The sequence below is a fragment of the Gemmobacter megaterium genome, assembly GCF_900156815.1.
GTDB classification, from domain to species: domain Bacteria; phylum Pseudomonadota; class Alphaproteobacteria; order Rhodobacterales; family Rhodobacteraceae; genus Wagnerdoeblera; species Wagnerdoeblera megaterium.
The window spans coordinates 87,355-110,436 of sequence record NZ_FTOT01000004.1; the positions used below are offsets into that span (position 1 = coordinate 87,355).

25 protein-coding genes are annotated in these 23,082 nt (G+C 64.7%); 3 read left to right on the top strand and 22 right to left on the bottom strand.

The features are described 5' to 3' along the window. The first annotated feature begins 121 nt into the window (after positions 1–121). Positions 122–1,441 (top strand): P-loop NTPase family protein, encoded by a 1,320-nt coding sequence (locus BW970_RS11065; RefSeq protein WP_076531274.1) that lies wholly within the window; start codon positions 122–124, stop codon positions 1,439–1,441. 29 nt (positions 1,442–1,470) lie between these two features. Here BW970_RS11065 and lpxA read toward each other — a convergent pair whose 3' ends face one another. The 11 genes from lpxA to pyrH form a co-directional block, all read right to left on the bottom strand. After that, the gene (gene lpxA / locus BW970_RS11070; protein ID WP_076531276.1) at positions 1,471–2,268 is read right to left on the bottom strand and encodes an acyl-ACP--UDP-N-acetylglucosamine O-acyltransferase; all 798 of its coding nucleotides are present in this window, start codon (positions 2,266–2,268) and stop codon (positions 1,471–1,473) included. A 3-nt stretch (positions 2,269–2,271) separates the two neighbouring features. Next, positions 2,272–2,733 carry a 3-hydroxyacyl-ACP dehydratase FabZ gene (gene fabZ / locus BW970_RS11075; protein WP_076531277.1) on the bottom strand — a complete coding sequence of 154 codons (462 nt, stop codon included), beginning with the start codon at positions 2,731–2,733 and terminating at the stop codon, positions 2,272–2,274. Between the two features lie 83 nt (positions 2,734–2,816). Further along, on the bottom strand, positions 2,817–3,380 hold the full coding sequence (locus BW970_RS11080; RefSeq protein WP_159441435.1) for an OmpH/Skp family outer membrane protein: 564 nt from the start codon (positions 3,378–3,380) through the stop codon (positions 2,817–2,819). A 56-nt stretch (positions 3,381–3,436) separates the two neighbouring features. Further along, the gene (gene bamA, locus BW970_RS11085; protein WP_076531695.1) at positions 3,437–5,776 is read right to left on the bottom strand and encodes an outer membrane protein assembly factor BamA; all 2,340 of its coding nucleotides are present in this window, start codon (positions 5,774–5,776) and stop codon (positions 3,437–3,439) included. A gap of 155 nt (positions 5,777–5,931) precedes the next feature. Continuing rightward, on the bottom strand, positions 5,932–6,069 hold the full coding sequence (locus tag BW970_RS20930; RefSeq protein WP_188475558.1) for a hypothetical protein: 138 nt from the start codon (positions 6,067–6,069) through the stop codon (positions 5,932–5,934). Positions 6,070–6,159: 90 nt separating this feature from the next. Further along, entirely contained in the window at positions 6,160–7,494 is a 1,335-nt protein-coding gene (gene rseP, locus BW970_RS11090) for an RIP metalloprotease RseP (RefSeq protein ID WP_076531280.1), read from the bottom strand. 3 nt (positions 7,495–7,497) lie between these two features. Next, positions 7,498–8,676, bottom strand: coding sequence for a 1-deoxy-D-xylulose-5-phosphate reductoisomerase (dxr, locus tag BW970_RS11095; protein WP_076531282.1), 1,179 nt, complete (start codon positions 8,674–8,676; stop codon positions 7,498–7,500). 1 nt (position 8,677) lies between these two features. Continuing rightward, positions 8,678–9,472 carry a phosphatidate cytidylyltransferase gene (locus BW970_RS11100; RefSeq protein WP_076531283.1) on the bottom strand — a complete coding sequence of 265 codons (795 nt, stop codon included), beginning with the start codon at positions 9,470–9,472 and terminating at the stop codon, positions 8,678–8,680. Next, positions 9,469–10,191: a polyprenyl diphosphate synthase gene (gene uppS, locus BW970_RS11105; RefSeq protein ID WP_076531285.1), complete on the bottom strand. Its 723-nt coding sequence runs from the start codon at positions 10,189–10,191 to the stop codon at positions 9,469–9,471. Before uppS ends, BW970_RS11100 begins: the two co-directional genes overlap by 4 nt. A gap of 31 nt (positions 10,192–10,222) precedes the next feature. After that, positions 10,223–10,786 (bottom strand): ribosome recycling factor, encoded by a 564-nt coding sequence (gene frr, locus BW970_RS11110; protein WP_076531287.1) that lies wholly within the window; start codon positions 10,784–10,786, stop codon positions 10,223–10,225. A 102-nt stretch (positions 10,787–10,888) separates the two neighbouring features. Then, the gene (pyrH, locus tag BW970_RS11115; RefSeq protein ID WP_076531288.1) at positions 10,889–11,635 is read right to left on the bottom strand and encodes a UMP kinase; all 747 of its coding nucleotides are present in this window, start codon (positions 11,633–11,635) and stop codon (positions 10,889–10,891) included. Between the two features lie 94 nt (positions 11,636–11,729). On the opposite strand from pyrH, the gene miaA reads away from it, so the two are divergent. Both miaA and BW970_RS11125 read left to right on the top strand, forming a co-directional pair. Continuing rightward, positions 11,730–12,674 (top strand): tRNA (adenosine(37)-N6)-dimethylallyltransferase MiaA, encoded by a 945-nt coding sequence (miaA, locus tag BW970_RS11120; protein ID WP_229740498.1) that lies wholly within the window; start codon positions 11,730–11,732, stop codon positions 12,672–12,674. A 63-nt stretch (positions 12,675–12,737) separates the two neighbouring features. Beyond that, positions 12,738–13,646, top strand: coding sequence for a helix-turn-helix domain-containing protein (locus tag BW970_RS11125; RefSeq protein WP_076531291.1), 909 nt, complete (start codon positions 12,738–12,740; stop codon positions 13,644–13,646). A 27-nt stretch (positions 13,647–13,673) separates the two neighbouring features. Here BW970_RS11125 and BW970_RS11130 read toward each other — a convergent pair whose 3' ends face one another. The 11 genes from BW970_RS11130 to sdhC all read right to left on the bottom strand — a co-directional run bounded on the left by BW970_RS11130 (position 13,674) and on the right by sdhC (position 23,037). Beyond that, the gene (locus BW970_RS11130) at positions 13,674–15,569 is read right to left on the bottom strand and encodes an acyl-CoA synthetase (RefSeq protein ID WP_076531293.1); all 1,896 of its coding nucleotides are present in this window, start codon (positions 15,567–15,569) and stop codon (positions 13,674–13,676) included. A gap of 115 nt (positions 15,570–15,684) precedes the next feature. Then, a complete protein-coding gene (lysM, locus tag BW970_RS11135; RefSeq protein ID WP_076531294.1) occupies positions 15,685–16,119 on the bottom strand; it encodes a peptidoglycan-binding protein LysM in 435 nt (144 codons plus the stop codon). A 104-nt stretch (positions 16,120–16,223) separates the two neighbouring features. Then, on the bottom strand, positions 16,224–18,011 hold the full coding sequence (locus BW970_RS11140) for an ABC transporter transmembrane domain-containing protein (protein ID WP_076531296.1): 1,788 nt from the start codon (positions 18,009–18,011) through the stop codon (positions 16,224–16,226). Between the two features lie 62 nt (positions 18,012–18,073). Next, the gene (locus BW970_RS11145; protein WP_076531298.1) at positions 18,074–18,292 is read right to left on the bottom strand and encodes a hypothetical protein; all 219 of its coding nucleotides are present in this window, start codon (positions 18,290–18,292) and stop codon (positions 18,074–18,076) included. A 70-nt stretch (positions 18,293–18,362) separates the two neighbouring features. Next, positions 18,363–18,536 carry a hypothetical protein gene (locus BW970_RS20745; RefSeq protein WP_159441436.1) on the bottom strand — a complete coding sequence of 58 codons (174 nt, stop codon included), beginning with the start codon at positions 18,534–18,536 and terminating at the stop codon, positions 18,363–18,365. A gap of 240 nt (positions 18,537–18,776) precedes the next feature. After that, the gene (locus BW970_RS11150) at positions 18,777–19,556 is read right to left on the bottom strand and encodes a succinate dehydrogenase iron-sulfur subunit (protein ID WP_076531299.1); all 780 of its coding nucleotides are present in this window, start codon (positions 19,554–19,556) and stop codon (positions 18,777–18,779) included. A 172-nt stretch (positions 19,557–19,728) separates the two neighbouring features. After that, on the bottom strand, positions 19,729–20,061 hold the full coding sequence (locus tag BW970_RS11155; RefSeq protein WP_076531301.1) for a hypothetical protein: 333 nt from the start codon (positions 20,059–20,061) through the stop codon (positions 19,729–19,731). After that, on the bottom strand, positions 20,061–20,438 hold the full coding sequence (locus BW970_RS11160) for a hypothetical protein (RefSeq protein ID WP_083701230.1): 378 nt from the start codon (positions 20,436–20,438) through the stop codon (positions 20,061–20,063). Before BW970_RS11160 ends, BW970_RS11155 begins: the two co-directional genes overlap by 1 nt. Positions 20,439–20,440: 2 nt before the next feature. Beyond that, positions 20,441–22,246 carry a succinate dehydrogenase flavoprotein subunit gene (gene sdhA / locus BW970_RS11165; RefSeq protein ID WP_076531303.1) on the bottom strand — a complete coding sequence of 602 codons (1,806 nt, stop codon included), beginning with the start codon at positions 22,244–22,246 and terminating at the stop codon, positions 20,441–20,443. 12 nt (positions 22,247–22,258) lie between these two features. Then, positions 22,259–22,630, bottom strand: coding sequence for a succinate dehydrogenase, hydrophobic membrane anchor protein (gene sdhD, locus BW970_RS11170; protein ID WP_076531305.1), 372 nt, complete (start codon positions 22,628–22,630; stop codon positions 22,259–22,261). Positions 22,631–22,641: 11 nt separating this feature from the next. Continuing rightward, positions 22,642–23,037 carry a succinate dehydrogenase, cytochrome b556 subunit gene (sdhC, locus tag BW970_RS11175; protein WP_076531306.1) on the bottom strand — a complete coding sequence of 132 codons (396 nt, stop codon included), beginning with the start codon at positions 23,035–23,037 and terminating at the stop codon, positions 22,642–22,644. Between the last annotated feature and the right edge of the window lie 45 nt (positions 23,038–23,082).

Sequence of the window (23,082 nt, forward strand, 5' to 3'; positions counted from 1 at the left end):
GGGCCCAAGCCCGCCGCCGCACGGGGCCGGCGAAAAGGCACGCAGGTTTCGCGTCCTCGCCGTGAATTTGCCGGAATCTGACGGCAGGGTTGCGAGCAAGTCAGTCCGCGCGAGGCCGCCCATGAACGTGCATGTCGAACCCGTCTCCAATGTGACCCCGCCGCCGGCCCTGCGGCGGCTGGAGGATGTGGGCCTTGGCATGGTGATGATGCGGGACATCCTGCTCAAGACAATGTTTCGCATGAACCTGTCGCTGGTCAGCGATCTGGCGCGGATCGTCTGCTTGCCGGTCCCGCTGGTGCAGGAACTGGTCGATCTGACACGCGGCCAACGCCTGATCGAGGCGACCGGAACACTGCATGCCACAAGCGGCAATGAAATGGGCTATCAACTGACCGACGGCGGCAAGGCCCGTGCCCTGGATGCCTTGGCGCAATCGGAATATTATGGCGCGATGCCGGTGCCCCTGGCGGCCTACAAGGATCAGGTCGCGCGGCAATCGGTCCGCAAGCTGAAACTGACAAAGACCGAACTGTTGCGCGGCATGGGGCATCTGATCCTGCCGCCGGATCTGATCGACAATCTTGGGCCTGCTGTCACCTCGGGGCGGTCGATCCTGATGTATGGCCCGCCCGGCAACGGCAAATCCAGTATCTCGAACGGGATCCGCGATGCGTTGGGCGACCGGATCTATGTGCCGCGCGCCATCGAATATTCCGGGCAGATCATCACCGTCTATGACCCGATCGTCCACGCCAAGGCCGAAGCGGCGGTCGATGACCCCAACCAGTTGCGGCGCACCTCGAACCGCTATGACACGCGCTATGTCTATTGCGAACGGCCTACGGTGATCACGGGGGGCGAACTGTCGCTGGACATGCTGGACCTGGCCTACAACCCCGTCGCCCGCACCTATCAGGCCAGCCTGCAACTCAAGGCTACGGGGGGGATCTTCATCATCGACGACCTTGGCCGTCAGGCAGAGCCGCCGCAAAAGATCGTCAACCGCTGGATCGTGCCGCTGGAGGAAAGCCGCGACATCCTGGCGCTGCAATCGGGCGAAAAGTTCACAGTGCCCTTTGACACGCTGGTGATCTTTTCCACCAACTTTCACCCGAACGAGATCTTCGACGGCGCCGCCCTGCGGCGGATTTTCTTCAAGATCAAGGTGGATGGCCCCAATCAGGAAATGTTCCTGAAGATCTTTGCCATGGTGGCCAAGAAAAAGGGAATGCCGCTGAACGAGGCGGCGCTCCTGCATCTGCTCAAGGTCAAGTATCCGACAATCAGCAACACCTTTGCCAACTACCAGCCGGTCTATCTGATCGACCAGATGATTGCCGTCTGCGACTTCGAAGGTATCCCCTACCAGATGACCCCCGAGTTGATCGACCGCGCCTGGGCCAACATGTTCGTCCGGCAGGAGCAGATTGCAAAATAGGCGCCCTGCCCGCCCGGCACATGCCCCGTTCAGCGTGGGGTCAGGAACGATCTGTCGGTTGCGCCAAGGATGAAGTCCGTCACCTCGCGCACATGGGCGCTTTCGGTTTCGTCGGCAAGACGGCGGGCGCGGTCAACGAAGGCGCCTTCCCCCTGCGCCAGCATCTGATAGGCGGCGCGCAAGGCGGTGATCTCGGCCCGGTTCACACCACGGCGCTTGAGCCCGACCAGGTTCAGCCCGTCCAGTTCGCCACGCGGGGCCTGCACAAGTCCAAAGGGTATGACATCGTTTGTCACCATCGTAACGGCCCCGATGATCGCGCCGCGCCCGACCCGGACCCACTGGTGAATGCCTGAAAGTCCGCCAATGATCACATCGTCGCCCAACCAGCAATGGCCCGCCACTGCAACCTGATTGGCCAGGATCACGCGGTTTCCAACGGTCGCATCATGCCCGACGTGCGATCCTGTCATCAACAGGCAGTCGTCGCCCACGCGCGTGATGCCGCCGCCGCCCTCGGTTCCTGTGTTCAGCGTGGCGCCTTCGCGGATACGGCACCGAGCCCCGACAACCAGCCGCGTGCGTTCGCCCTTGAACTTCAGATCCTGCGGAACCTCGCCAACCACGGCAAACGGCCAGATCTCGGTGCCGGGCCCGATCTCGGTCCAGCCTGTCACCACCACATGGGACTTGAGCACCACCCCTTCGCCCAGAACCACCTCGGGACCGACCAGACTGAAAGGCCCGATGACGCAGCCGGGGCCGATCACGGCCCCCGCCTCGATCACCGCAGTCGGATGAATCTGTGCGCCGGGATCGATGGACATCGCCTAGCCCTTTGCCACATCGAACATCGCGGTAAAGGTCGCCTCGGCCGCGAGTTCATCACCAACCATCGCGCGACCCTCGAATTTCCACACACGCCCGCCACCGCGCAATGCCTTGACATGCAGTTCAAGCACATCGCCCGGCACCACCTTGCGGCGGAACTTGCACGCCTCGACCCCCATGAAGAAGACCTTGGCGTTCTTGTCCACCAGATCCATCGTCAGCCCGACCAGAATGCCCGATGTCTGCGCCATCGCCTCGACGATCATCACGCCGGGCATGATGGGCAATCCGGGGAAATGGCCGGTAAAATGCGGTTCGTTATAGGTGACATTCTTGATGCCGATACAAGAGTCGCCCACCACGATATCACGCACCTTGTCCACCAGCAGGAACGGGTAGCGGTGCGGAATGATCCGCATGATCAGATCCAGATCGGCTTCGGTGCGGGCGGCATCGGTCATTACAGGTCCTTCCGGCAAGACCGCGACAGGCGCGGCAAGAGATGTGCTAGCAAGTCGGTCACATGGTGTCCAGCCAACCGGCGTCAGGGCGCAGGCGGGACAGGCGGTTCCACGGGATCCGTCGGTCGGGGCAAATCCGCACCATCGCCGATCAGCTCATCCATGCGGGCGATGGCGGCATCGGTGATGTCGATCTCGCGAAAGCCCAGAACGATCGCTTCTTCAGCAATTATGGCCAGCGCACCGCGTTCCCGCATCACCTGCGCCAACACCTGATTGGCTACGTCGCGGAAACGCAGACGCGCCTCGTCGTGGCGCTGATAGATCGCGCGCTCCTTGGATTTCTGCGCGTTGCGATGATCCTCGACATCGGAATTGAAGCTGTTCGCAAGCGACCGGAATTCTTCGGGGGCCAGGGTGGGGCGCCGGTCGGTCAATTGCCTTTCGCGCTGCGCCAGGTCGGCCTCGATCTCGCGGTTCTCGGCGGCAAGCGTCTTTTGCTCTGCCTCCAGCTCGGCCAACAGGGCCTGACCATAGCGGCTGCCGGAAAACAACCGCCCGTCGTCAAGCGTGACAAAGGGCAGTTGCACCGTTCCGGGCGACAGCCCGTCCTGCGGCCGATCCCCGGCCCCCTGTGCATAGGCCATGGGCGCCACACTCAGCGCCCACAGAGCCAAAACCGGACCAATGCCCGCGCGGCGCATCAGAACTTGGTCGAGATCGTCAGATCGAAGCGCTGTTCCTTGTCATAGGTCTGCTTCTTGAGCGCCTTGGCAAAGTTGAAGCGCAGCGGCCCAAGCGGCGTATCCCACAACAGCGCGACCCCCACAGACGAGCGCAAGCGCAGCTTGTCATCCACCGTGCCGGTCGCACCGGCGGTATCGTTCAGACCCCAGACCGAACCGACATCAAAGAACACGCCGCCCCGAATGCCGTATTCCTCGGGCAGACCGACGGGGAAATCCGCCTCCATCCGGGCAACGGCGTAGTAGTTGCCGCCCAGCGGGTCGTTGCGCCCTGCCCCGGTATCGCGTGGGCCGATGCCGAAAGGCTCGAACCCGCGGATCTTGCTGTCGAGAAAGAAGCGTTCGCTCGCCCTGGTGCCGCTGCTGCCAGAGGTGGCGATGGCGCCGGCCTCGAATTCGGCCCGCAGCCGCACATCACCGTTGAGGATAGAGGTCTGGGTCCCGGCAAAGACTTCGGACCGCAGGAACTTCAGGTCGCCCCCGACGCCGTAAACGTCCTGCGAGAACCGGAAGACATAGGCGGTGCGCCCTGCCAACCCGCCGCGCCGATTGTCCAGGCTGAGCGTATAGCCCACCGCCGACCCCCACAGGGAGCCGCGCAATTCCTCGCGCTGAAGGATCGGGCTGGAGGCCAGGATCGGATTGCCATCGGCATCGGTCCCGCCTGTCGAGACGTTGAAGATGCGCGACTTGTTCAGCGTATAGCGCGTTTCCAGCCGGGCGGTCTGCGACAGCGGGAATTCCAGCGCGATCCCGCCCTGGACCAGCCGGGAATCCCAACTGGCGTAATTCGCCTCGGTCTGGGCATAAAGGCCAGAGAAGGTGAATTTCAGGTCACGCCCCAGCAACGCGGGTTCCGAGAAGGTGAAGGACGAGGTTGCGTCCGACGCCCCGAGGTTCAGGTCCAGCGACACGAACTGGCCACGGCCAAGGAAGTTCGACTCCGACAGGCCCACCATGAAGCCGACACCATCGGCCTTGCCATAGCTGGCACCAAAGGACAGCGACCCGGTGGGCTTTTCCTGAACGGTCGCCTTGACAATCACGCCTTCGGTGCTGGTGCCCTCGACCGCCTCGACATTGGCATTCTCGAAATAGCCCAGGGCCCGGATCCGTTCGGCCGCCTCGCGGATCTCGCGCGGGTTCAGCGGATCCCCCTCGACGGTGCGGAACTGGCGACGGATCACCTGATCCATCGTGGTGGTGTTGCCCTCGATGTCGATACGCTCGACAAAGATGCGTTCGCCCCGGACCAGCGCAAAGTCGATATCCAGGATTTGCTGGGCATCGTTGCGCTTGATCCGCGGCTCGACCCGCAGGAAGTTGATCCCCTTGCGGCTGGCCAGCGCCTCCATCCGGGCCGTCACGGCCTCGACATCGGACGGGGTGTAGATCGACCCCGGCCGCAGGCGCAGCAGCGACGCATAATCGTCGGCATTCACCCCTTCGACTTCCGAGATCACGCGGGTTTGGCCGAACTTGTATTGCAGCCCCTCGCGCACGGTGAAGGTGACGAAGAACCCGTCCCGCTCGCGCGCCATCTCGGCGCTGGCATCCTGCACCTGAAAGTCGATATAGCCGCGCGACAGGTAGAAATCCTTGAGCAACTGGCGGTCCACGTCGATCCGCTCGGCCACATAGGTATCCGAACTGATCAACTGGCGCAGCAGGCCGGCCTGTTTGGTCTGCAACACCTGACGCAGGCGACGGTCGGTAAAGGCGCGGTTGCCAACGAAGGACAGCCGCTCCACCTCGACGACGCGGCCTTCGGCAATCTCGAACACCAGATCGACACGGTTGTCAGAGCGACGGATGATCCGCGGCTCGACCCGCGCGGCCATGCGCCCGGTGACCGAATACGCCTCGGCAATCTGGGCGGCATCCGCCTCTGCCGTCGCGGGGGAATAGACACGGCGCGACCGCGACTCGATCAGCTTTTGCAGGTCTTCGGTCTTGAGCCGCCGGTTCCCCTCAAAGTTCACGACATTGATCGTGGGGTATTCCTTGACGGCAATCACCAGCGTGCCGCCACGCGGGGTCAGGCTGACGCTTTCGAACAGGCCGGAATTCACCAGCCGCTGATAGGCATCGTTCAGATCGGCCGCCGACAGCGCATCGCCGCGCGCGATACGGGCGTGGCCCAGAATCGTGCGCGGTTCGATCCGCTGGTTGCCCTCGATCGTGACGCTGGAAAAGCGATATCCCTGCGCGAAGGACGGCAGAGGCACCGCAGAAATACCAACCGCAGACGCAAGTAGAACCGCAAGAACCCCGTTGCGCATACGCGAACCAGCCATCATTGCACCCCGGAAGCCATCAAATCCGTACATTAAGACAAACCCCCCGGTCGCCGCCTGTTTCGATCCTGACTAGCCCGAACGGGCAGGCTTGTCAAAAGCACAAAGGCGCGGACCATGCGGGTCCGCGCCTTTGGCTGGCCAGATTACCTGAATTACAGATTCGTCAGTACCGAACCAAGGAACGCCCCGGCCAGCAAACCCACCAGGATGGTGCCCAGGGAAAACAGCCTGTCCCAGTTGAGATTGACGATCAGCGAAAGGCTACGATAGCCACTGGCAAGCGTCTGCATGACGATACTCCGCGACAAGGGGCACGCCGGGCGCCCAGTCGCCCGGTACGCCCCGTCTAGCAACGGAATATGGCCGCATTTTGGCAAAAATCAGGGGCAGAACAGGTCATTCGTCAAGGCAAAGACCATCAGCGTCAGCAACAGTGCCAATCCCGCCGTCATCAGCCCGCGCAGCGCCCGGTCACTGGGCGGTTTGCCGGTAACAGCCTCCCAGGCGTGGAACACCAGATGCCCGCCGTCCAGCACGGGAATCGGGAACAGGTTCATCATGCCGACCGCGGTGGACAGCATGGCGATGAACCAGATGAAGGTCATGGTGCCCTGCGCCGCCGCATTGCCTGAACTTTCCGCGATTCCCAGCGGACCGCGCAGATTGCAACTGGAAATGGCGCCTGTCACCATGTGCCACAGACCGGACAGCGAGGTCTGCACGATCATGCCGGTCTGCCGCGCCCCCAGCCACAACGCCTCGAACGGGCCTGCGCGACGGGTTTCGGGTTCGAACACCAGCCCGCCCGTCAGCCCCAGAAGCCAGCGGGTTTCAAAACCGCCGTCCGGGCTGGGCAGATCCACGCGGCGCGGCGTCAGGGTGATGTCCTGAACCTGACCGTCGCGCCAGACGGAGAGGGTCTGGGCGGCCCCTTCGGACTCGCCGATCAGCTTGCGCAATTCGGCAAAGGCGTGAATGGGGGTGCCGTTGACCGAAACGACGACGTCCCCGGCCTGCAATCCCGCCGACTGGGCCGCCGAATCGGGTTGCACAAGATCGGCGACCGGCGGGAAGGGGAACGGCCCCTCCAGCGTCACGACCCGCCCGCCCCGGTCCACCGTATAGCTGACGACCGGCGCAGGTGTCAGGCCGTCGGCCACGGTGTAGAAATCGCCCAATCCCGCCACGGGCTGGCCATCGAGCGCGGTGATCAGATCGCCCGGTTGCAGCGTCTGCGCCAGCGGCATCGGCTTGACCTGGCCCACGCGGGCCTCTTCGGTAGCGATACCGCTCCACAGGGCGATGCCCGCAAAGATCAGGATCGACAAGACAAAGTTGAACACCGGCCCCGCCGCCACCGTGGCCGAACGTGCCCAGAGCGGCGCGCCATGCATGGTATCGCGGCGCTCCTCGGGGCTCATGGTGTCCAGCGCATGTTCGTCGCGGCCCGAGGCCGCATCGGCATCGCCCTTGAACTTGACGTAGCCGCCAAAAGGCAAGGCCGCCACCTGCCAATGCGTGCCGTGCCGGTCGGTCCAGCCGAACAGCTTTGGCCCGAATCCCAGGCTGAACACATCCGCCTTGATCCCGGTCCAGCGTCCGACGATGTAATGCCCGTATTCATGCACCGCCACGATCACGGACAGGGCGGCGACAAAGGCAACCAGCGTCCAGATCACGTTGCCGAAGGATGGAAGCTGCGCCAGAAAATCCATTGTCTATCCTTGTTTGCCCCGGTCAAGGGCGATCCCCGCCGCCGTCCGGCGGGCAAGGTCGTCCATTTGCAGCACGTTCTCAAGGCTGTCCGGGGCATTTCCAAGGCCACAATCGCGCGAGATCCGGTCAAGGGTGTCCTCGACCAGCCCCGCCATGTCGACAAAGCCGATGGCGCCCGCGATGAACTGGTCCAGCGCCGTCTCCTTGGCCGCGTTGAACGCCGCCCCCGCCAGACCACCTGCCGCCATCACCTCGCGCGCAAGGCGCAAGGCCGGATACCGCGCCTCGTCCGGCACGGAAAAGCTCAGGCTTGTCAGCTTGCGCAGATCCAGCCGGTCCACTGGCAGGGACGCACGTTCAGGCCAGTGCAGCGCGTAGCCGATGGCATGGCGCATGTCCGGCATTCCCATATGCGCCATCACCGCCCCGTCCCGAAAGGCAACAAGCGCATGGATGATCTGCTCGCGCTGGATCACCACGTCGATCCGGTCAGGCGCAAGACCAAAGAACTCCCGCGCCTCGATCACCTCCATCGCCTTGTTGAACATGGTCGCACTGTCGATGGTGATGCGCTGCCCCATGGCGAAGTTCGGATGCGTACTGGCCTCGGCCACGGTCGCGCGGACCAGTCGCTCCATAGGCCAGTCGCGGAATGCCCCGCCCGAGGCGGTCAACGTCACCAGATCGACCGCCGCCACCGGCGCCCCGGCCAGCGCCTGGAACACGGCCGAATGCTCGCTGTCCACCGGCAGGATCGTTGCGGCATTGGCGCGGGCGGTCTGCATCAGCAACGGCCCCGCGCAGACCAGAGATTCCTTGTTCGCCAATGCCAGCGTGCCGCCGCGCGCCACGGTGCGCAGGCTGGGCACCAGGCCCGCGGCGCCGACAATCGCGCTCATGGTCCAGTCGGCAGGTCTGTCGGCTGCGTCGGCAATGGCCTGCGCCCCTGCGGCAACCTCTACTCCGGTGCCAGCAAGGGCATCGCGCAGGGCAGGCAGGCAATCGTCATGGGCGGTCACTGCAAGCTCTGCGCGCAAGGTGATGGCCTGCTGCGCCAGACGTCGCACATTGCGCCCGCCGGTCAAGGCGACAACGCGATACTCCTGCGGCGACCGGGCGATCAGATCGACCGTGTTCTCACCGACAGAGCCGGTGGCGCCAAAGATCGACACATTGCGCACATCACACTCCCGGCAAGGGCAGCGGCATCACCAGCCCCAGCGCCATGACAACCACCGCCGCCCCGATCAGCGCATCGAAACGGTCCATCACCCCACCATGGCCGGGAATCAGGCCAGAGCTGTCCTTGACCCCTGCCCTGCGCTTGATCCAGCTTTCGGCAATATCGCCCAACTGGCCTGCAAAGGCGACCAGCGGCGACAGGATCACAAGGCCCCAGCCTGCCCCACCCCAAAGCACGAAGGCAAGTCCGACCAGCGCCGCGCCGATCCAGCCCGCCACGGTGCCCGACCAGGTTTTCTTGGGGCTGACCGCAGGCCAGAATTTCGGCCCGCCAAGGATCCGGCCCGCGAAATAGCCCAGCACATCCGACGCGATGACGACGGCAACCAGCCAGATCAGCGCCTCCATCCCCAGATCGCGCAAGGCGACCAGCCCATAGCCCGCCATCAGCGCGGCAAGCCCGTAGAGGGTGGCGATCCGGCGATCATTGCGCTTGGTCAGCGCCAGCCCCAGGGCCGGTACCGCCAACAGAAGTTCGGCATGGTCCGACGGCAGCCACATGGCCCCGGCCAGCGAAACGATCGCAAGGGCGGCCAGAATCCCCGGCGTCCGCCCCGTCACCGACCTGCCGGTCATGCGCGCAAGTTCCCAGACCATCGCGCCGATCACGACCAGCACCAGCGCCGCAAAAGGCAACCCGCCCAGCCAGATCTCGACCGCGCCGACCGCGACCATGACCAGCGCCGACAGAACCCGCGCCTTCAGATCGGCCCAGCGTCTGGGTTCGCCGGTCATGCAGGCTCCGCCCCGCCGAAACGGCGGTCGCGGCCGCCAAAGCGTGCCAGGATTAATGCCAGTTCCGCAGGCGAAAAATCGGGCCACAGGGTTGGCGTGAATTCATATTCCGCATAGGCCGCCTGCCACAGCAGAAAGTTTGACACCCGCGTTTCACCGCTGGTGCGGATCACCAGATCCGGGTCGGGGATGTTGGCCGTATCCAGAACGTCCGACACCGTGGATTCGGTCACGTTATCGGGGTCCAGCCGGCCCTCGGCCACTGCCTGGGCAATCTTGCGCCCGGCGCGGATGATTTCATCCCGGCCACCATAGTTGATCGCCACGGTCAGGTTCAGCCGCGTGTTGTTGGCGGTGCGGGTTTCGATCCCCGCCATCAGCTTTTGCAGCCGCTCATCCAGCCGCGAACGGTCCCCGATGAAACGCATCCGCACGCCTTCGGCCGACAGCCGGTCGGCCTCGCGTTCGATATAGCGCGAGAACAGGCCCATCAGGCCCAGTACCTCTTCGGTGGACCGCTTCCAGTTCTCGGTAGAAAAGGCGTAGATCGTCAGCCACTTGATGCCCAGATCGGGGGCGCAGCGCACGATCTGCTTGACGCGCTCTGCCCCCTTGCGATGACCGACCAGGCGGGGCCATCCGCGTCCGGTGGCCCATCGACCATTGCCATCCATGATGATCGCCACATGCTGCGGCACTGATGAGCTGTCGGACGGCATCGGCCCGCCTCCTGCGCTGGCTGGACCTGGACTAGACCTGCATGATCTCGGCTTGCTTGCCTTCCAGCGCCTTGTCGACGGCGGCGATCATCTTGTCGGTCAATGCCTGGACCTCGTCGGCATACATCTTCTGCTCGTCCTCGGGCATCCCGTCGGATTTCGCCTTCTTGATCTTGTCCATGCCATCGCGGCGCACGTTGCGGATCGCGACGCGGGCATGTTCGGCATAGCCCGCCGCAACCTTGGTCAGTTCCTTGCGGCGCTGTTCGTTCAATTCCGGAATCGGCAGCATGATCAGCGTGCCGTTCAGCTGCGGATTGATGCCCAGCCCGGATTCCCGGATCGCCTTTTCCACCTTGCCGACCAGACCCTTGTCCCAGACGTTGATCACCACCATGCGCGGTTCGGGCACGTTCACGGTGCCAAGCTGGTTGATCGGCGTCATCTGGCCATAGGCTTCGACCTGGATCGGATCCAACATGCTGCCAGAGGCACGGCCCGTACGCAGCGAGGCGAATTCCGCCCGAAGGCTGGTCATCGCGCCGTCCATGCGGCGTTCCAGATCGTCGAGGTCGATCTCCAGATCATCGGACATGGGTGCTTCCTTCTTCTGCCTGCGGTCCTCCAGCCCCCGGTCGTACGGGGCGCCCTCGCCTCTATAGGCGAAGGCAGGCGCTGGGTATAGAGGGGGTCGGCCTCAGCCCTTCACGGTCGTATAGGTTCCGCGCCCGGCAAGAATCCCGCGGAAACCGCCCGGCTCGTCCAGGCTGAACACGATGATCGGCAGGCGGTTGTCGCGCGACAGCGCAATCGCCGTTGCATCCATCACGCCCAGGTTCTTTTCCAGCGCCTCGTCATAGCTGACGGTGTCATAGCGTTTGGCATCGGTGAATTTCTTGGGATCCTTGTCATAGACCCCATCCACCTTGGTGCCCTTGAACACCGCCTCGCACCCCATCTCGTTGGCCCGCAGCGCGGCGGCCGTGTCGGTGGTGAAAAACGGGTTGCCGGTACCGGCGGCAAAGATGCAGACCCGCTTCTTTTCCAGGTGCCGCACGGCGCGGCGGCGAATGTAGGGTTCGCAGACCTGATCCATCGGAATCGCGCTGATGACCCGTGTAAAGACGCCAAGCGCCTCCAGCGCCGATTGCATCGCCAGCGCGTTCATCACGGTGGCCAGCATCCCCATGTAATCGGCTGTCGTCCGCTCCATCCCCTGTGCCGACCCGGCAAGGCCGCGAAAGATGTTGCCGCCGCCGATCACCATGCAGATTTCGACACCCAGTTCGTGAACCGCCTTCACCTCTTGCGCGATGCGCTGCACGGTGGGTGGATGCAGGCCAAAGCCCTGATCGCCCATCAACGCCTCGCCGGAAATCTTCAGCATGACCCGATTGTAGGTCACGCCGCCGCGCGCCTGCTCTGCCCCGTCGATGGTGCCCATGCCTGCCTCTTGTATCTGTCGTGATCCGGTGGACCGCCGGGGTATCAGAATCCCGCACGGTTGACTGGCGCGCAAAATGTCGGAAAACGCCGCCATGATCAACGAAGAACCCGACCCGATTGCAAACTGGCTGACCAAGGTGCCGCCCGACCGCCCCGTCCTGATCGCCGGGCCGACGGCCAGCGGCAAATCAGGGCTGGCGCTGGCGCTGGCGCGTGCCCAGGGCCGGCAGGTGGTGAACGCCGATGCGTTGCAGGTCTATTCCTGCTGGCGGGTGCTGACCGCACGCCCCTCGCCCGCAGAAGAGGCGCAGGCGCCCCATCGGCTGTACGGCCATGTTTCCCCCGATCAGGACTATTCGGTCGGCCATTGGCTGCGCGAGGTGGCAGAGCTGCTGAAGGCGGATCCGCGCCCGGTCATTGTCGGGGGAACCGGGCTTTATTTCACTGCGCTGACAGCAGGTCTGGCCGAGATCCCCCCGACCCCGCCAGAGATCCGCGCCCTTGCCGACCGTCAGATGGCGGAGCGGGGCCATGACGCCCTTCTGGCCGAACTCGATGGCGCGACGGCGGCCCGGATCGACCGGCGCAATCCCGTCCGCATCCAGCGCGCATGGGAGGTCTTGCAGGCGACAGGGCGGGGATTGGCCGCCTGGCAGGACGAAACCGGACCGCCGGTCTTGCCGCTCGAATCGGCTCATGCGCTGGTGCTGCGCCCTGGGTCCGACTGGCTCGACGCCCGAATCACTCGACGGTTCGGACAGATGATTCAGGATGGCGCATTGCACGAGGTTCAGGCGGTGCGCCCCATATGGGCGGCAAACCGCCCATGGGCCCGTGCCATCGGTGCGCCAGAGTTGATGGCGCATCTCGATGGCAGGCTGACACTTGATGTTGCGGTTGACGCGGCCTGCACCGCTACACGTCAGTATGCCAAGCGTCAGCGCACCTGGATGCGCAACCGTCTGGGCCACTGGCCCGCCATCGACTTGCCCCCGATGCTGCGGCCCGATCAGGGAAATCTCGACGCAAAACGGTAGAATTCGCTTGGGTCTCAACGGGTTCCGGGCGTAAGTTCGGGCAAAACCAGAACGGACAACCCAATGCCCGACCCGAGCATGACGACATCCAACGTTCGCCTTGTGGCGATTCCCCGGCTGGCCGCAGGTGGCCGCTGGCGTGTAGAGGCGATGCGATCCCTGTCAGAGCCGCAACTCTTGTGGTTCACCCGTGGCCAGGGCCGTATCACCATCGCAGGCATGACCCGCGGCTATGGGCCCAACAACGCGATCTTCATTCCCGCCGGCACGATGCACGGATTCGAGGTCGGGCAGCATGTGTTTGGCACCGCCGTCTTCTTTGGCCGCGATACCGCGCTGACATTGCCGCAAAAGGTGCAGCACCTGCGGATCCGGGAAAACTCGGCGCAGGTCGAGCTGAACCTGATCCTTGACTCGATCGGGCGTGAACAGGCCGGCGACAAACCCGCCCATGACCGGGCGGCGCAGCATTATCTGGGGTTGCTGTCGGTCTGGCTGGAACGCCAGATCGCCTCGCATCCTCCCGAGGATCTGCCGCACCCGGAATCCGCCCGCAAGCTGGCCGCGCGCTACACCCAGTTGCTGGAACGCGATTTCCGCTCGGGCAACGGGGTGGCGGACTATGCCGCGGCCCTGGGGGTGACACCCACCCATCTCAGCCGGGTCTGCCGCACCACGACAGGCCGCTCGGCCAAGGCGATCCTGTCGGACCGGGTACTGTTCGAGGCGCGCCGGATGCTGGCCGAAACCCGGCTCCCGGTGCAAGAGGTCGCACAGGCGCTTGGGTTCACCTCGGCCGCCTATTTCACGCGGGCCTTCCAGCATCACACCGGCAAGACACCCAGCGATTTCCGCCGCAGCGGACAAGACGAACAAGGGCCGGGCCCCGCCAGCAAACCCGGACCGGCGGTGGCCCTTCGCCCAGGGTTGGCACGCGCCCCGGTCGCGCCAATCGCCGGACGGTTCCGCTGACGCGCACAGCCAGGGCGGATGGGGGCCTCAGGCCCCCGCCTGCCATTCCCACGGTGTGGTGAATTCACCCAGAACCTGCGCCACCTTGGCATCGTCCACCGGGCCGGTGCGGCGCAGGCGGGCAACCAGACCACGCTTCTTGTCTTCTGTAACGGCGGCAACCTCGGCCGCAACACCCGCCTTGGACAGTGCATCGGTATAGACGCGCGCGATGGCCAGCCGGCGCAGGTCGGGCTTGAAGATCTTGCCCACCGCCGTCTTGGGCAGTTCCGGCAGGATTTCCAGATGTTTGGGAACCGCCGCGCGTTCGGTGATATGATCGGCCGCAAATTGCAGCAACTCGGCCGTGGTGGCCTGCTTGCCCGCCACCAGTTCGACATACACGCAAGGCAGCTCCCCCGCCCGCGCATCGGGCTGCCCGATGGCACCGGCAAAGGCCACCGACTCGTGCTTGAGCAGCGCCTCCTCGATCACGGCCGGGTCGATGTTGTGGCCCCCCCGGATGATCAGATCCTTGGCCCGCCCGGTGATCCAAAGATAGCCATCGGCATCAAGCCGCCCCAGATCGCCGGTGCGCAGGAACCGCTCTTCGGCGAACAGGTCATGGTTCTTGTCGGCCTCGGTATAGGTCGAGCCTTCGAAGACCCCCGGATTGCCGACACAAATCTCGCCCACCTCATCGACCTCGCATTCACGGAACGTGCCGTTGGTCTTTTGCAGGATGCGAACATGGGTATAGGGAAACGGAATGCCGACCGACCCGATCTTCTTGAGCCCCTCGACCGGGTTGCACGAGACAAGGCAGGTCGCCTCGGTCAGGCCATAGCCTTCGGCAATCTCGACCCCCGTGGCCGCCTTGAAACGGTTGTAGAGTTCGACTGGCAGGGCCGCAGACCCGGAAATCGCCATCCGCAGGCTGGACACATCGGCATTGACCGGCCGCTGCATCAGCGCCGAGATCGCCGTGGGCACCGTGATCATGAAAGTGACCTGCCAGCGTTCGATCAGTTTCCAGAAATTGTCGAACACCCCGTCGCCGCGGTAGCCGGCGGGCGTCGGAAAGACCACATGCGCGCCCGAGGCGATGGCCGACATCAGGATCGGATAGGCGGCAAAGACATGGAACAGCGGCAGCGGGCAGATCAGCACATCCTTGTGCGTGAACAGCATCTCCGACCCCAGCCAGCCGTTGTAGATCATGCCCGAATACTTGTGCTGCGCGACCTTGGGCATTCCTGTGGTGCCGCCCGTATGGAAATAGGCGGCCACCCTGTCTGCCGCGCTGTCGGCAAAGGTCAGGCGATCCGACGGCTGGCGGCGGCTTTCGCTGGCAAAGGACTTGACCACAGCCGTATGCCCGACCGGGTTCTTTGGCCGCACCAACGGGACGATCCAGCTTTTCGGCGGGGTCAGATAGCGGTTGAGGTCCACCTCCAGAACGGTTTTCACGCCGGGCGCATGTTTGACCGCCTCGGCCACCTTCTGCGCGACATCGGTTTTCGGAAAGGCCTTCAGCGTGACCACGACCTTGGCCTTGGTCTCGCGCAGAATGGCGGAAATCTGCTCTGGCTCAAGCAGCGGATTGATCGGGTTCACGATTCCCGCCGTGGCACCGCCCAGCAGAACAACCGCCGTTTCAAGGCTGTTCGGCAAGACATAGGCCACCACGTCCTGCTCGCCGACACCAAGGCTGCGGAACAGGTTGGCGGCCTGCGTCACACGGCCCAAAAGCTCTGACCAGGTCAGGGTCTGCGCCGGATCGCTGGCACCCGACATCAGTTGAAAGGTGATCGCAGGGCTGTTCGGATGCCGCCGTGCGACATCGGACAGAAAGCCATGCAACGTCACGGCAATCTTGCGATCGGCCCAGGGCATTTCCTGTTCCACGGAATCGCGGTCGGCAATCGTTGCGAAACGAGCCATCTTCAGTTCTCCCCCCTGAGCGGTCTCCTTAGAGGAAAATGGTGGCTTTCCCCGACGCTTGCAAGCATGACGCTGCGCGAAGGCCGGGCGCTTGGCGCGCCCGGACCCTCTCGGCTCAGGCTTTGGGGATACGCAACACCTGGCCGGGATAGATCTTGTCGGGATGCGTCAGCATCGGCTTGTTGGCCTCGAAGATCTCGGGGTAGCGGTTTGCATTCCCAAGGGTCTTCTTGGCGATCGCCGACAGCGTGTCGCCCTTGACCACCGTATGAAAGACCGGGGCCGCGTCGCCGTCGTGATCTGCCTCGACAGTTGCGACACCTTCGACGTTGCCGACCGCAAGGATGATCTTTTCCTTCACCTCGGGGGATACGGCGGCGCCCTTGACCACCACCTTGTCGCCCTCGACCTTGATATCCACGCCGCTTGCATCAAGGCCCAACGCCTCGACCTCCTGCATCAGCGCGGCTTCATCCGGCGCAGTCGCCGCCTCGGCCTTGGAACCGAACAGCGATTTTCCGGCATCTTTCACAAAGGACCACAGACCCATCTCACTCTCCTGCATGGCAGCCGGAACGCCCGGCCCTGACAGGTTGTCGCCGCTGGGGGCCGGGAAATCAACTGCGCGCGCCGGGGAATATCCTTGGCCGGACCTCAGACCGCCTCGGCAGGGGTGGCGAATTGCAGCCGCGCCAGCCGGGCATACAGCCCGTCCTGGGCCACCAGTTCGTCATGCGTGCCCACGGCGGCAATGCCGCCCTGATCGAACACGACGATCCGGTCCGCCTGCTTGACCGTCGCCAGCCGATGGGCCACCACCAGCGTCGTCCGGCCCTGTGACAGCCGTGCAAAAGCCTCCTGCACCAACCGCTCGGATTCCGCGTCCAGCGCACTGGTCGCCTCGTCCAGCAACAGGACCGGGGCATCGCGCAACATGGCGCGTGCAATCGCAATCCGTTGTTTTTGCCCACCCGACAGCATCATGCCACGCTCGCCCACCTGGGTATCATAGCCCTGCGGCAAGGCGGCGATGAATTCATGCGCGGCCGCGGCCCGTGCGGCGGCCTCAACCTCGGCATCGCTGGCCTCGGGGCGGCCAAAGCGGATATTTTCGCGCGCAGAGGTGGCAAAGATGACCGGATCCTGCGGCACCAGTGCCAGCGCCTTGCGGAATTCCGACCGCGCCATATCGCGCAAATCCACCCCATCCAGCACCACCCGCCCCTGCTGAGGATCGTAAAAGCGCAGCAGCAGTTGCAGCATGGTGGTCTTTCCGGCCCCCGAAGGCCCGACCAACGCCACCGTCTCGCCCGGCCGCACAAACAGCGATACGCCATGCAGCGCCGAGGTATCGGGCCGGGTCGGATAGCGGAATCCGACATCCTCGAACCGGATCTCGCCCCGGACCGGCTGCGGCACCGGCTGCGGGCGTACCGGGTCGGCCACGCTGTCGCGGGTATCCAGCAACTCGACCAGGCGCTCTGTCGCCCCCGCAGCCCGCTGCAATTCGCCCCAGATCTCCGACAGCGCCCCCACCGATCCCGCCACCAGCACGGCATAGATCACGAATTGCACCAGTTCGCCCGCACTCATGGTTCCGGCGCGCACATCGTTGGCACCAATCCACAACACGCCGACAATTCCGGCAAAGACCAGAAAGATCACGATCACCGTCATCACGGCCCGCGTGCCGATCCTGCGCAGGGTCGCGGCAAAGCTGGCCTCGGTCATCCGGGCAAAACTCTCCTGGCTCGCCGCTTCATGGGTGAATGCCTGAACGGTCTGCACCGCCAGCAGCGTCTCCGAGGCATTGCCAGAGGATTGCGCGATCCAGTCCTGGGTCTCGCGGCTCAGTGCGCGCAGACGACGCCCCAACACGATGATCGGCACCACCACCAGCGGCACGATCAACAGCACCAGCCCCATCAGCTTGAGCGACGTGACCCCCAGCAACACCAGCCCCCCCACCAGGGTCAGCACATTGCGCAAGGCCACCGAAACCGAAGAGCCGATCACCGACAGGATCAGCGTGGTGTCGGTCGTCAGGCGGCTGATCACCTCGCCGGTCATCATCCGCTCGTAGAACGACGGCGACAGGCCCAGCAAACGGTCGAACAACGCCCGGCGCAAATCCGCGACCACCCGCTCGCCCAGCCGGGTGACAACATAGAACCGCAGCCCCGTCCCGACCGCCAACAGCGTGGCCAGCCCCAGGGCCGCCGCGAAATAGCTGTCCAGCAGCTCTGCCCCCTCGCCAAATCCATCGACCACGCGGCGCACCGCCAGCGGCAGCGCCAGCGTCACCATGGCCGTCAGGATCAGCGCACCACCGGCCAGCAGCGCCTGACCGCGATAGGGCTTCAGAAACGGCGCAAGGCCGCGCAGGGCGCCAACCCGTTTCGAAGCGGCACGGTCGGTCGAAGGTTCGGAATTGCGGGGCATCGGTCGTCCATCAGCTGCGCGTCTGTCCCGTTTACGCAGGACGCCGCGCTGGGACAAGCCTTTCAGCCGTGTTCATCCGTCGCAGCCTGGCGCAGGCAGTGGCGCGGCGCCTGGCCCGGGGGCAGGTCACATGTCGCCCGACAGACAACACACTGCCAATGGCCCGGACCGGCATCGCGGTCCAGGCGCCAGCGGCAGGCCCGCGTCACCGTGGCACCCCGACCGTACCACCAGAACACCAGCCCGATCACCGGCAGCAAAAGGATCAGCACGAACGCCATACTGCTCCCTGCCCGGTCCCGCGACGCGGCACAAGCCCCATCGTCCTGCACCAGGCGCCCCTTGCGCCACTCAATCGAAATAGGCGTACATCTGCTCCAGGGGACTCAGATCGCGCTGCGGGCGGGCCGGAATATTGGCCGCGACGGGCGCGGTCCAATAGGCCAGCGACGCGGCGGCGGCCTCTATCGCGTCAGTGTCAGGCTTCGGCGCCTGCACAGCAGCGCGGATCATCGGAATGCTCATGTCAGTCTTCCTTCGCGGTTGTCCTCCCGCAGGCTCCATCTAGGCACCCGCCCTGCCGTCGACCACCGCCAATTCCGCAACCTCGACATGCCGCACGCGCAAAGTTTACGCTGCGTCGCAGCAATCACAAAGGCCGCCTCCGGGACGGAAACGGCCTGTTGCTTTCATCTTGCCGGAAATACCCTCCGGGGGTGCGGGGGTGGAAAACCCCCGCGACCCGGTCGACGGCGGCGCAGCGGCTCAGGCGACGCGCTCGACCATCATCTGCTTGATCTCGGAAATCGCCTTGGCCGGGTTCAGCCCCTTGGGGCAGGTCTTGGCGCAGTTCATGATGGTGTGACAACGATACAGCTTGAACGGATCCTCCAACCCGTCCAGACGCTCGCCCGTCGCCTCGTCACGGCTGTCGATCAGCCAGCGATAGGAATGCAGCAATGCGGCGGGTCCAAGGTATTTGTCGCTGTTCCACCAATAGCTCGGGCACGAGGTCGAGCAGCAGGCGCACATCACGCATTCATACAGCCCGTCCAGCTTCTTGCGGTCGGTGATGGACTGGCGCCATTCCTTGGCGGGGGTGTTCGATCTGGTTTCCAGCCAGGGCATGATGCTGGCGTGCTGGGCATAGAAATGCGTCAGATCAGGCACCAGATCCTTGACCACCGGCAGGTGCGGCAGCGGATAGATGCGCACATCGCCCTTGATCTCGTCCAGGCCATAGATGCAGGCCAGCGTGTTGATCCCGTCGATGTTCATCGAACACGATCCACAGATCCCCTCGCGGCACGACCGGCGGAAGGTCAGCGTCGGATCGACCTTGTTCTTGATGTAGAGGAGCGCGTCCAGAACCATCGGGCCGCAATCGTCCATATCGACGAAATAGGTATCGACCCGCGGATTCTCGCCGTCATCGGGGCTCCAGCGATAGATCTGGAACTTGCGGATGGTCTTGGCCCCCGCAGGTTTGGGCCAGGTCTTGCCGGTGCGGATCTTCGAGTTCTTGGGAAGGCTGAACTGGACCATGGGTTTCCCTTTTCGTCCTGTCTGGGTCTTACATGGAAGCGGCCACCTCTGACACGCCACCGGGGTTCACGAGACTCGCCGGGCACACCGGCGGCGGAGGATCAGGCGCCTCCGCGCGCCCCATCGGGTGGCCCGGTCACATGATCCGGGCGGGGTTCGGGCGCGGGCCGGGTCAAAAGAACCTCCCCGGTTCGCGCGGCAGGATGTCGGGCGGGACCGATCCGAAGGACCGCGTCGGCAACTGGCCCGACCGGCGCTGCACACAAGACCGCCAGACCTGTTCGGGGTCGCGTCCTGTCAGATAATCGCTCGACAGGTCCAGTTGCAGGCCACCCACCGGGCGGGTGCCGCCCGGCCCGGTCGCGGCGCCGATGCGCACCTCGCCCATCGGCCCCTGCGCCAGCCGCGCATCGCGGTAACAGTCGCGCTCGGCATCTTGCAGGGTCATCGGCCCACAGGAGGCAAGACCAAGGCAGATCGCCATCGCGGTTGCCGTCACGCGCATCACAAGGCCCCCGGAATCTGTGGCAGCCCGGCGGCCCCGATACAGGCCCGTGCCGCCGGGCGGCTGCCAAGGGTCAGCACACCGGCACGCGGCCGCGTCCCACCCATGGTGCCGACATCCTGCGCCAGCGCGCGCAACTCATCGGGCTGTGCCGCATCCAGCAGGCAGCGGGTGACACCTTCGGCCTGCGCGGGTTGCATCCAGCCCTCGACAATCGGCTGCACCACACTGCCTGCGGCCTGGCGCAGCACGGCATCCGCCGCGGACTGCGGCGAGCAGGCCGCCATCAGTGCCAGACAGGCAAACCCGATCCTCGGCCCCACCACGCGCCGGGCGGCGCGCGGGACGACATGACGATCAGGCACGCCCCACAGCATGGTCAGAACTTCCGCTCTGCCGGGGCGATCTTCTTCAGGCTGATGCCGCCTTCGGCCTCGGTCGTCAGCGGATCGGTATGGACGGGCCGGTACTCCAACGACACCTTGTCGCCATCGACCCAGGCCAGCGAGTGCTTGCGCCAGGTCGCGTCATCGCGATGCGGATGATCCTCATGCGCATGGGCGCCACGGCTCTCCGTCCGGGCATGGGCGCCATAGATCGTGGCCAGCGCATTCGGCATCAGGTTCGCCAGTTCCAGCGTTTCCATCAGGTCGCTGTTCCAGACCAGGCTGCGGTCCGTGACCTTGAGATCGGCCATCTTGCCGGCAATCTCTGTCATCGCGCGCTCGCCATCGGCCAGCGTCTTTTCCGTGCGGAACACTGCCGCATCGCGCTGCATGGTGCGCTGCATCTCCAGCCGCAGGTCGGCGGTCGGGATTGCGCCATTGGCGTGGCGGGCCGCATCGAACCGGGCCAGCGCCTTGTCCACCTCGGCCTTGTTGGTCGCAGGGATGGCACTGTCGCGGTCCACCACGGACCCGGCGCGGATCGCCGCCGCCCGGCCAAAGACCACAAGGTCGATCAGCGAGTTCGAGCCCAGACGGTTCGCCCCATGCACCGAGGCGCAGCCCGCCTCGCCCACAGCCATCAGGCCGGGGAACACGGCATCCGGGTTGTCGGCGGTGGGGTTGAGCACCTCGCCCCAGTAGTTGGTCGGAATGCCGCCCATGTTGTAATGCACGGTCGGCAGAACCGGGATCGGCTCCTTGTTGACGTTGACGCCCGCAAAGATCTTGGCCGATTCCGAAATGCCCGGCAGCCGTTCGGCCAGGGTGGCCGGCGGAAGGTGGTTCAGGTGCAGGTGGATATGGTCGCCATCCTTGCCCACGCCGCGCCCTTCGCGGATTTCCAGCGTCATGCAGCGGCTGACATAGTCGCGCGGCGCCAGATCCTTGTAGTGGGGGGCATAGCGTTCCATGAACCGCTCGCCATTGGCGTTGGTCAGATACCCGCCTTCGCCCCGCGCGCCTTCGGTGATCAGGCAGCCCGACCCATAGATGCCGGTGGGGTGGAACTGCACGAATTCCATGTCCTGCAACGGCAGACCGGCCCGCGCCACCATCCCGCCACCGTCGCCGGTGCAGGTATGCGCGCTGGTCGCGCTGAAATAGGCCCGGCCATAGCCCCCGGTTGCCAGAACGGTCATCTTGGCGTTGAAGACATGCATCGTGCCGTCGTCAAGTTTCCACGCCAGAACCCCGGTGCAGACGCCATCGGTGATGATCAGATCCAGCGCGAAATACTCAATGTAGAACTCGGCCTTTTCCTTGAGCGACCGGCCATAGAGCGTGTGCAGGATGGCATGGCCCGTGCGGTCGGCCGCGGCGCAGGTGCGCTGGACAGGCGGGCCTTCGCCGAATTCGGTGGTATGGCCCCCAAAGGGGCGCTGATAGATCTTGCCTTCTTCGGTGCGGCTGAACGGCACGCCGTAGTGCTCCAGCTCGTACACGGCCTTGGGCGCCTCGCGCGCGAGATATTCCATCGCGTCGGTGTCGCCCAGCCAGTCCGACCCCTTGACGGTGTCGTACATGTGCCATTGCCAGTTGTCCGGGCCCATGTTGGACAGGCTGGCGGCGATGCCGCCCTGTGCGGCCACGGTGTGGCTGCGGGTGGGGAACACCTTGGTGATGCAGGCGGTGCGCAGGCCCTGTTCGGCCATGCCCAGCGTCGCACGCAGGCCCGCGCCACCGGCCCCTACCACCACCACGTCGTATTCGTGGACTTCATACGGATATGCAGCAGTCATCTGTCGGGCCTTTCAGAGCGCAAGCTTGATCAGGGCATAAAAGCCCACGGCGATCACCAGATAGGCAACCGCATTGGCGAGCATGACAAGGGCTTCACGGGTAAAGCCATGGGCATAATCCTCGATCGCCATCTGCGCGCCCTTGGCGAAATGGCGCATTCCGACGAACAGGAACAGCCCGGTCAGGATCGCCACAAAGGGGTTGGCAAAGGTATCGCGGACCGCCTCGTATCCCTGTCCCAGGGTGCGGGCCAGCACGAAGACGAACACCGGCACGATGAACAGCAGCGCCCAGCCCGAGACGGTCATGGCGATGTGATGCCCGGTCCCGTGGCGGGCGGCGCCCAGGCCTTCGGCGCGCTTGCGGGGGGTCAGATAACGCATCATAGGCTCCTTCACACCACTGCGACGATGATGGTAATCACGGTCAGGACCGTGGCGCCGATGAACATGGCCCAGCCCAGCTTTTCGGCGGTCGGAATGTCCATCGCCTTGCCTGCGTCAAAGATGAAATGGCGCACGCCCCCCAGCAGATGGTACCATATCGCCCAGGCAGAGCCGATCCAGACCAGCCAGCCCAACCAGGACGTGACCAGCCAGTTCACACAGTCGAACGCAGGTTCCGAAATGGCCGCCGACAGGATCCAGGCCGCGATCAGCGCGATACCGACGATCAGCGCCAATCCGGTGATGCGGATCATGATCGACGAGATCGAGGTCATCTGTGGCCGGTAGTACGGCCCGATCATGAAGGGGGAAAGGGGGCGTTCCACCCGTTTTGGCTCGGCCATCGCTTGGTTCCCTTTTCGCTGGCGCCCGCGACGGGCGCTGACTTT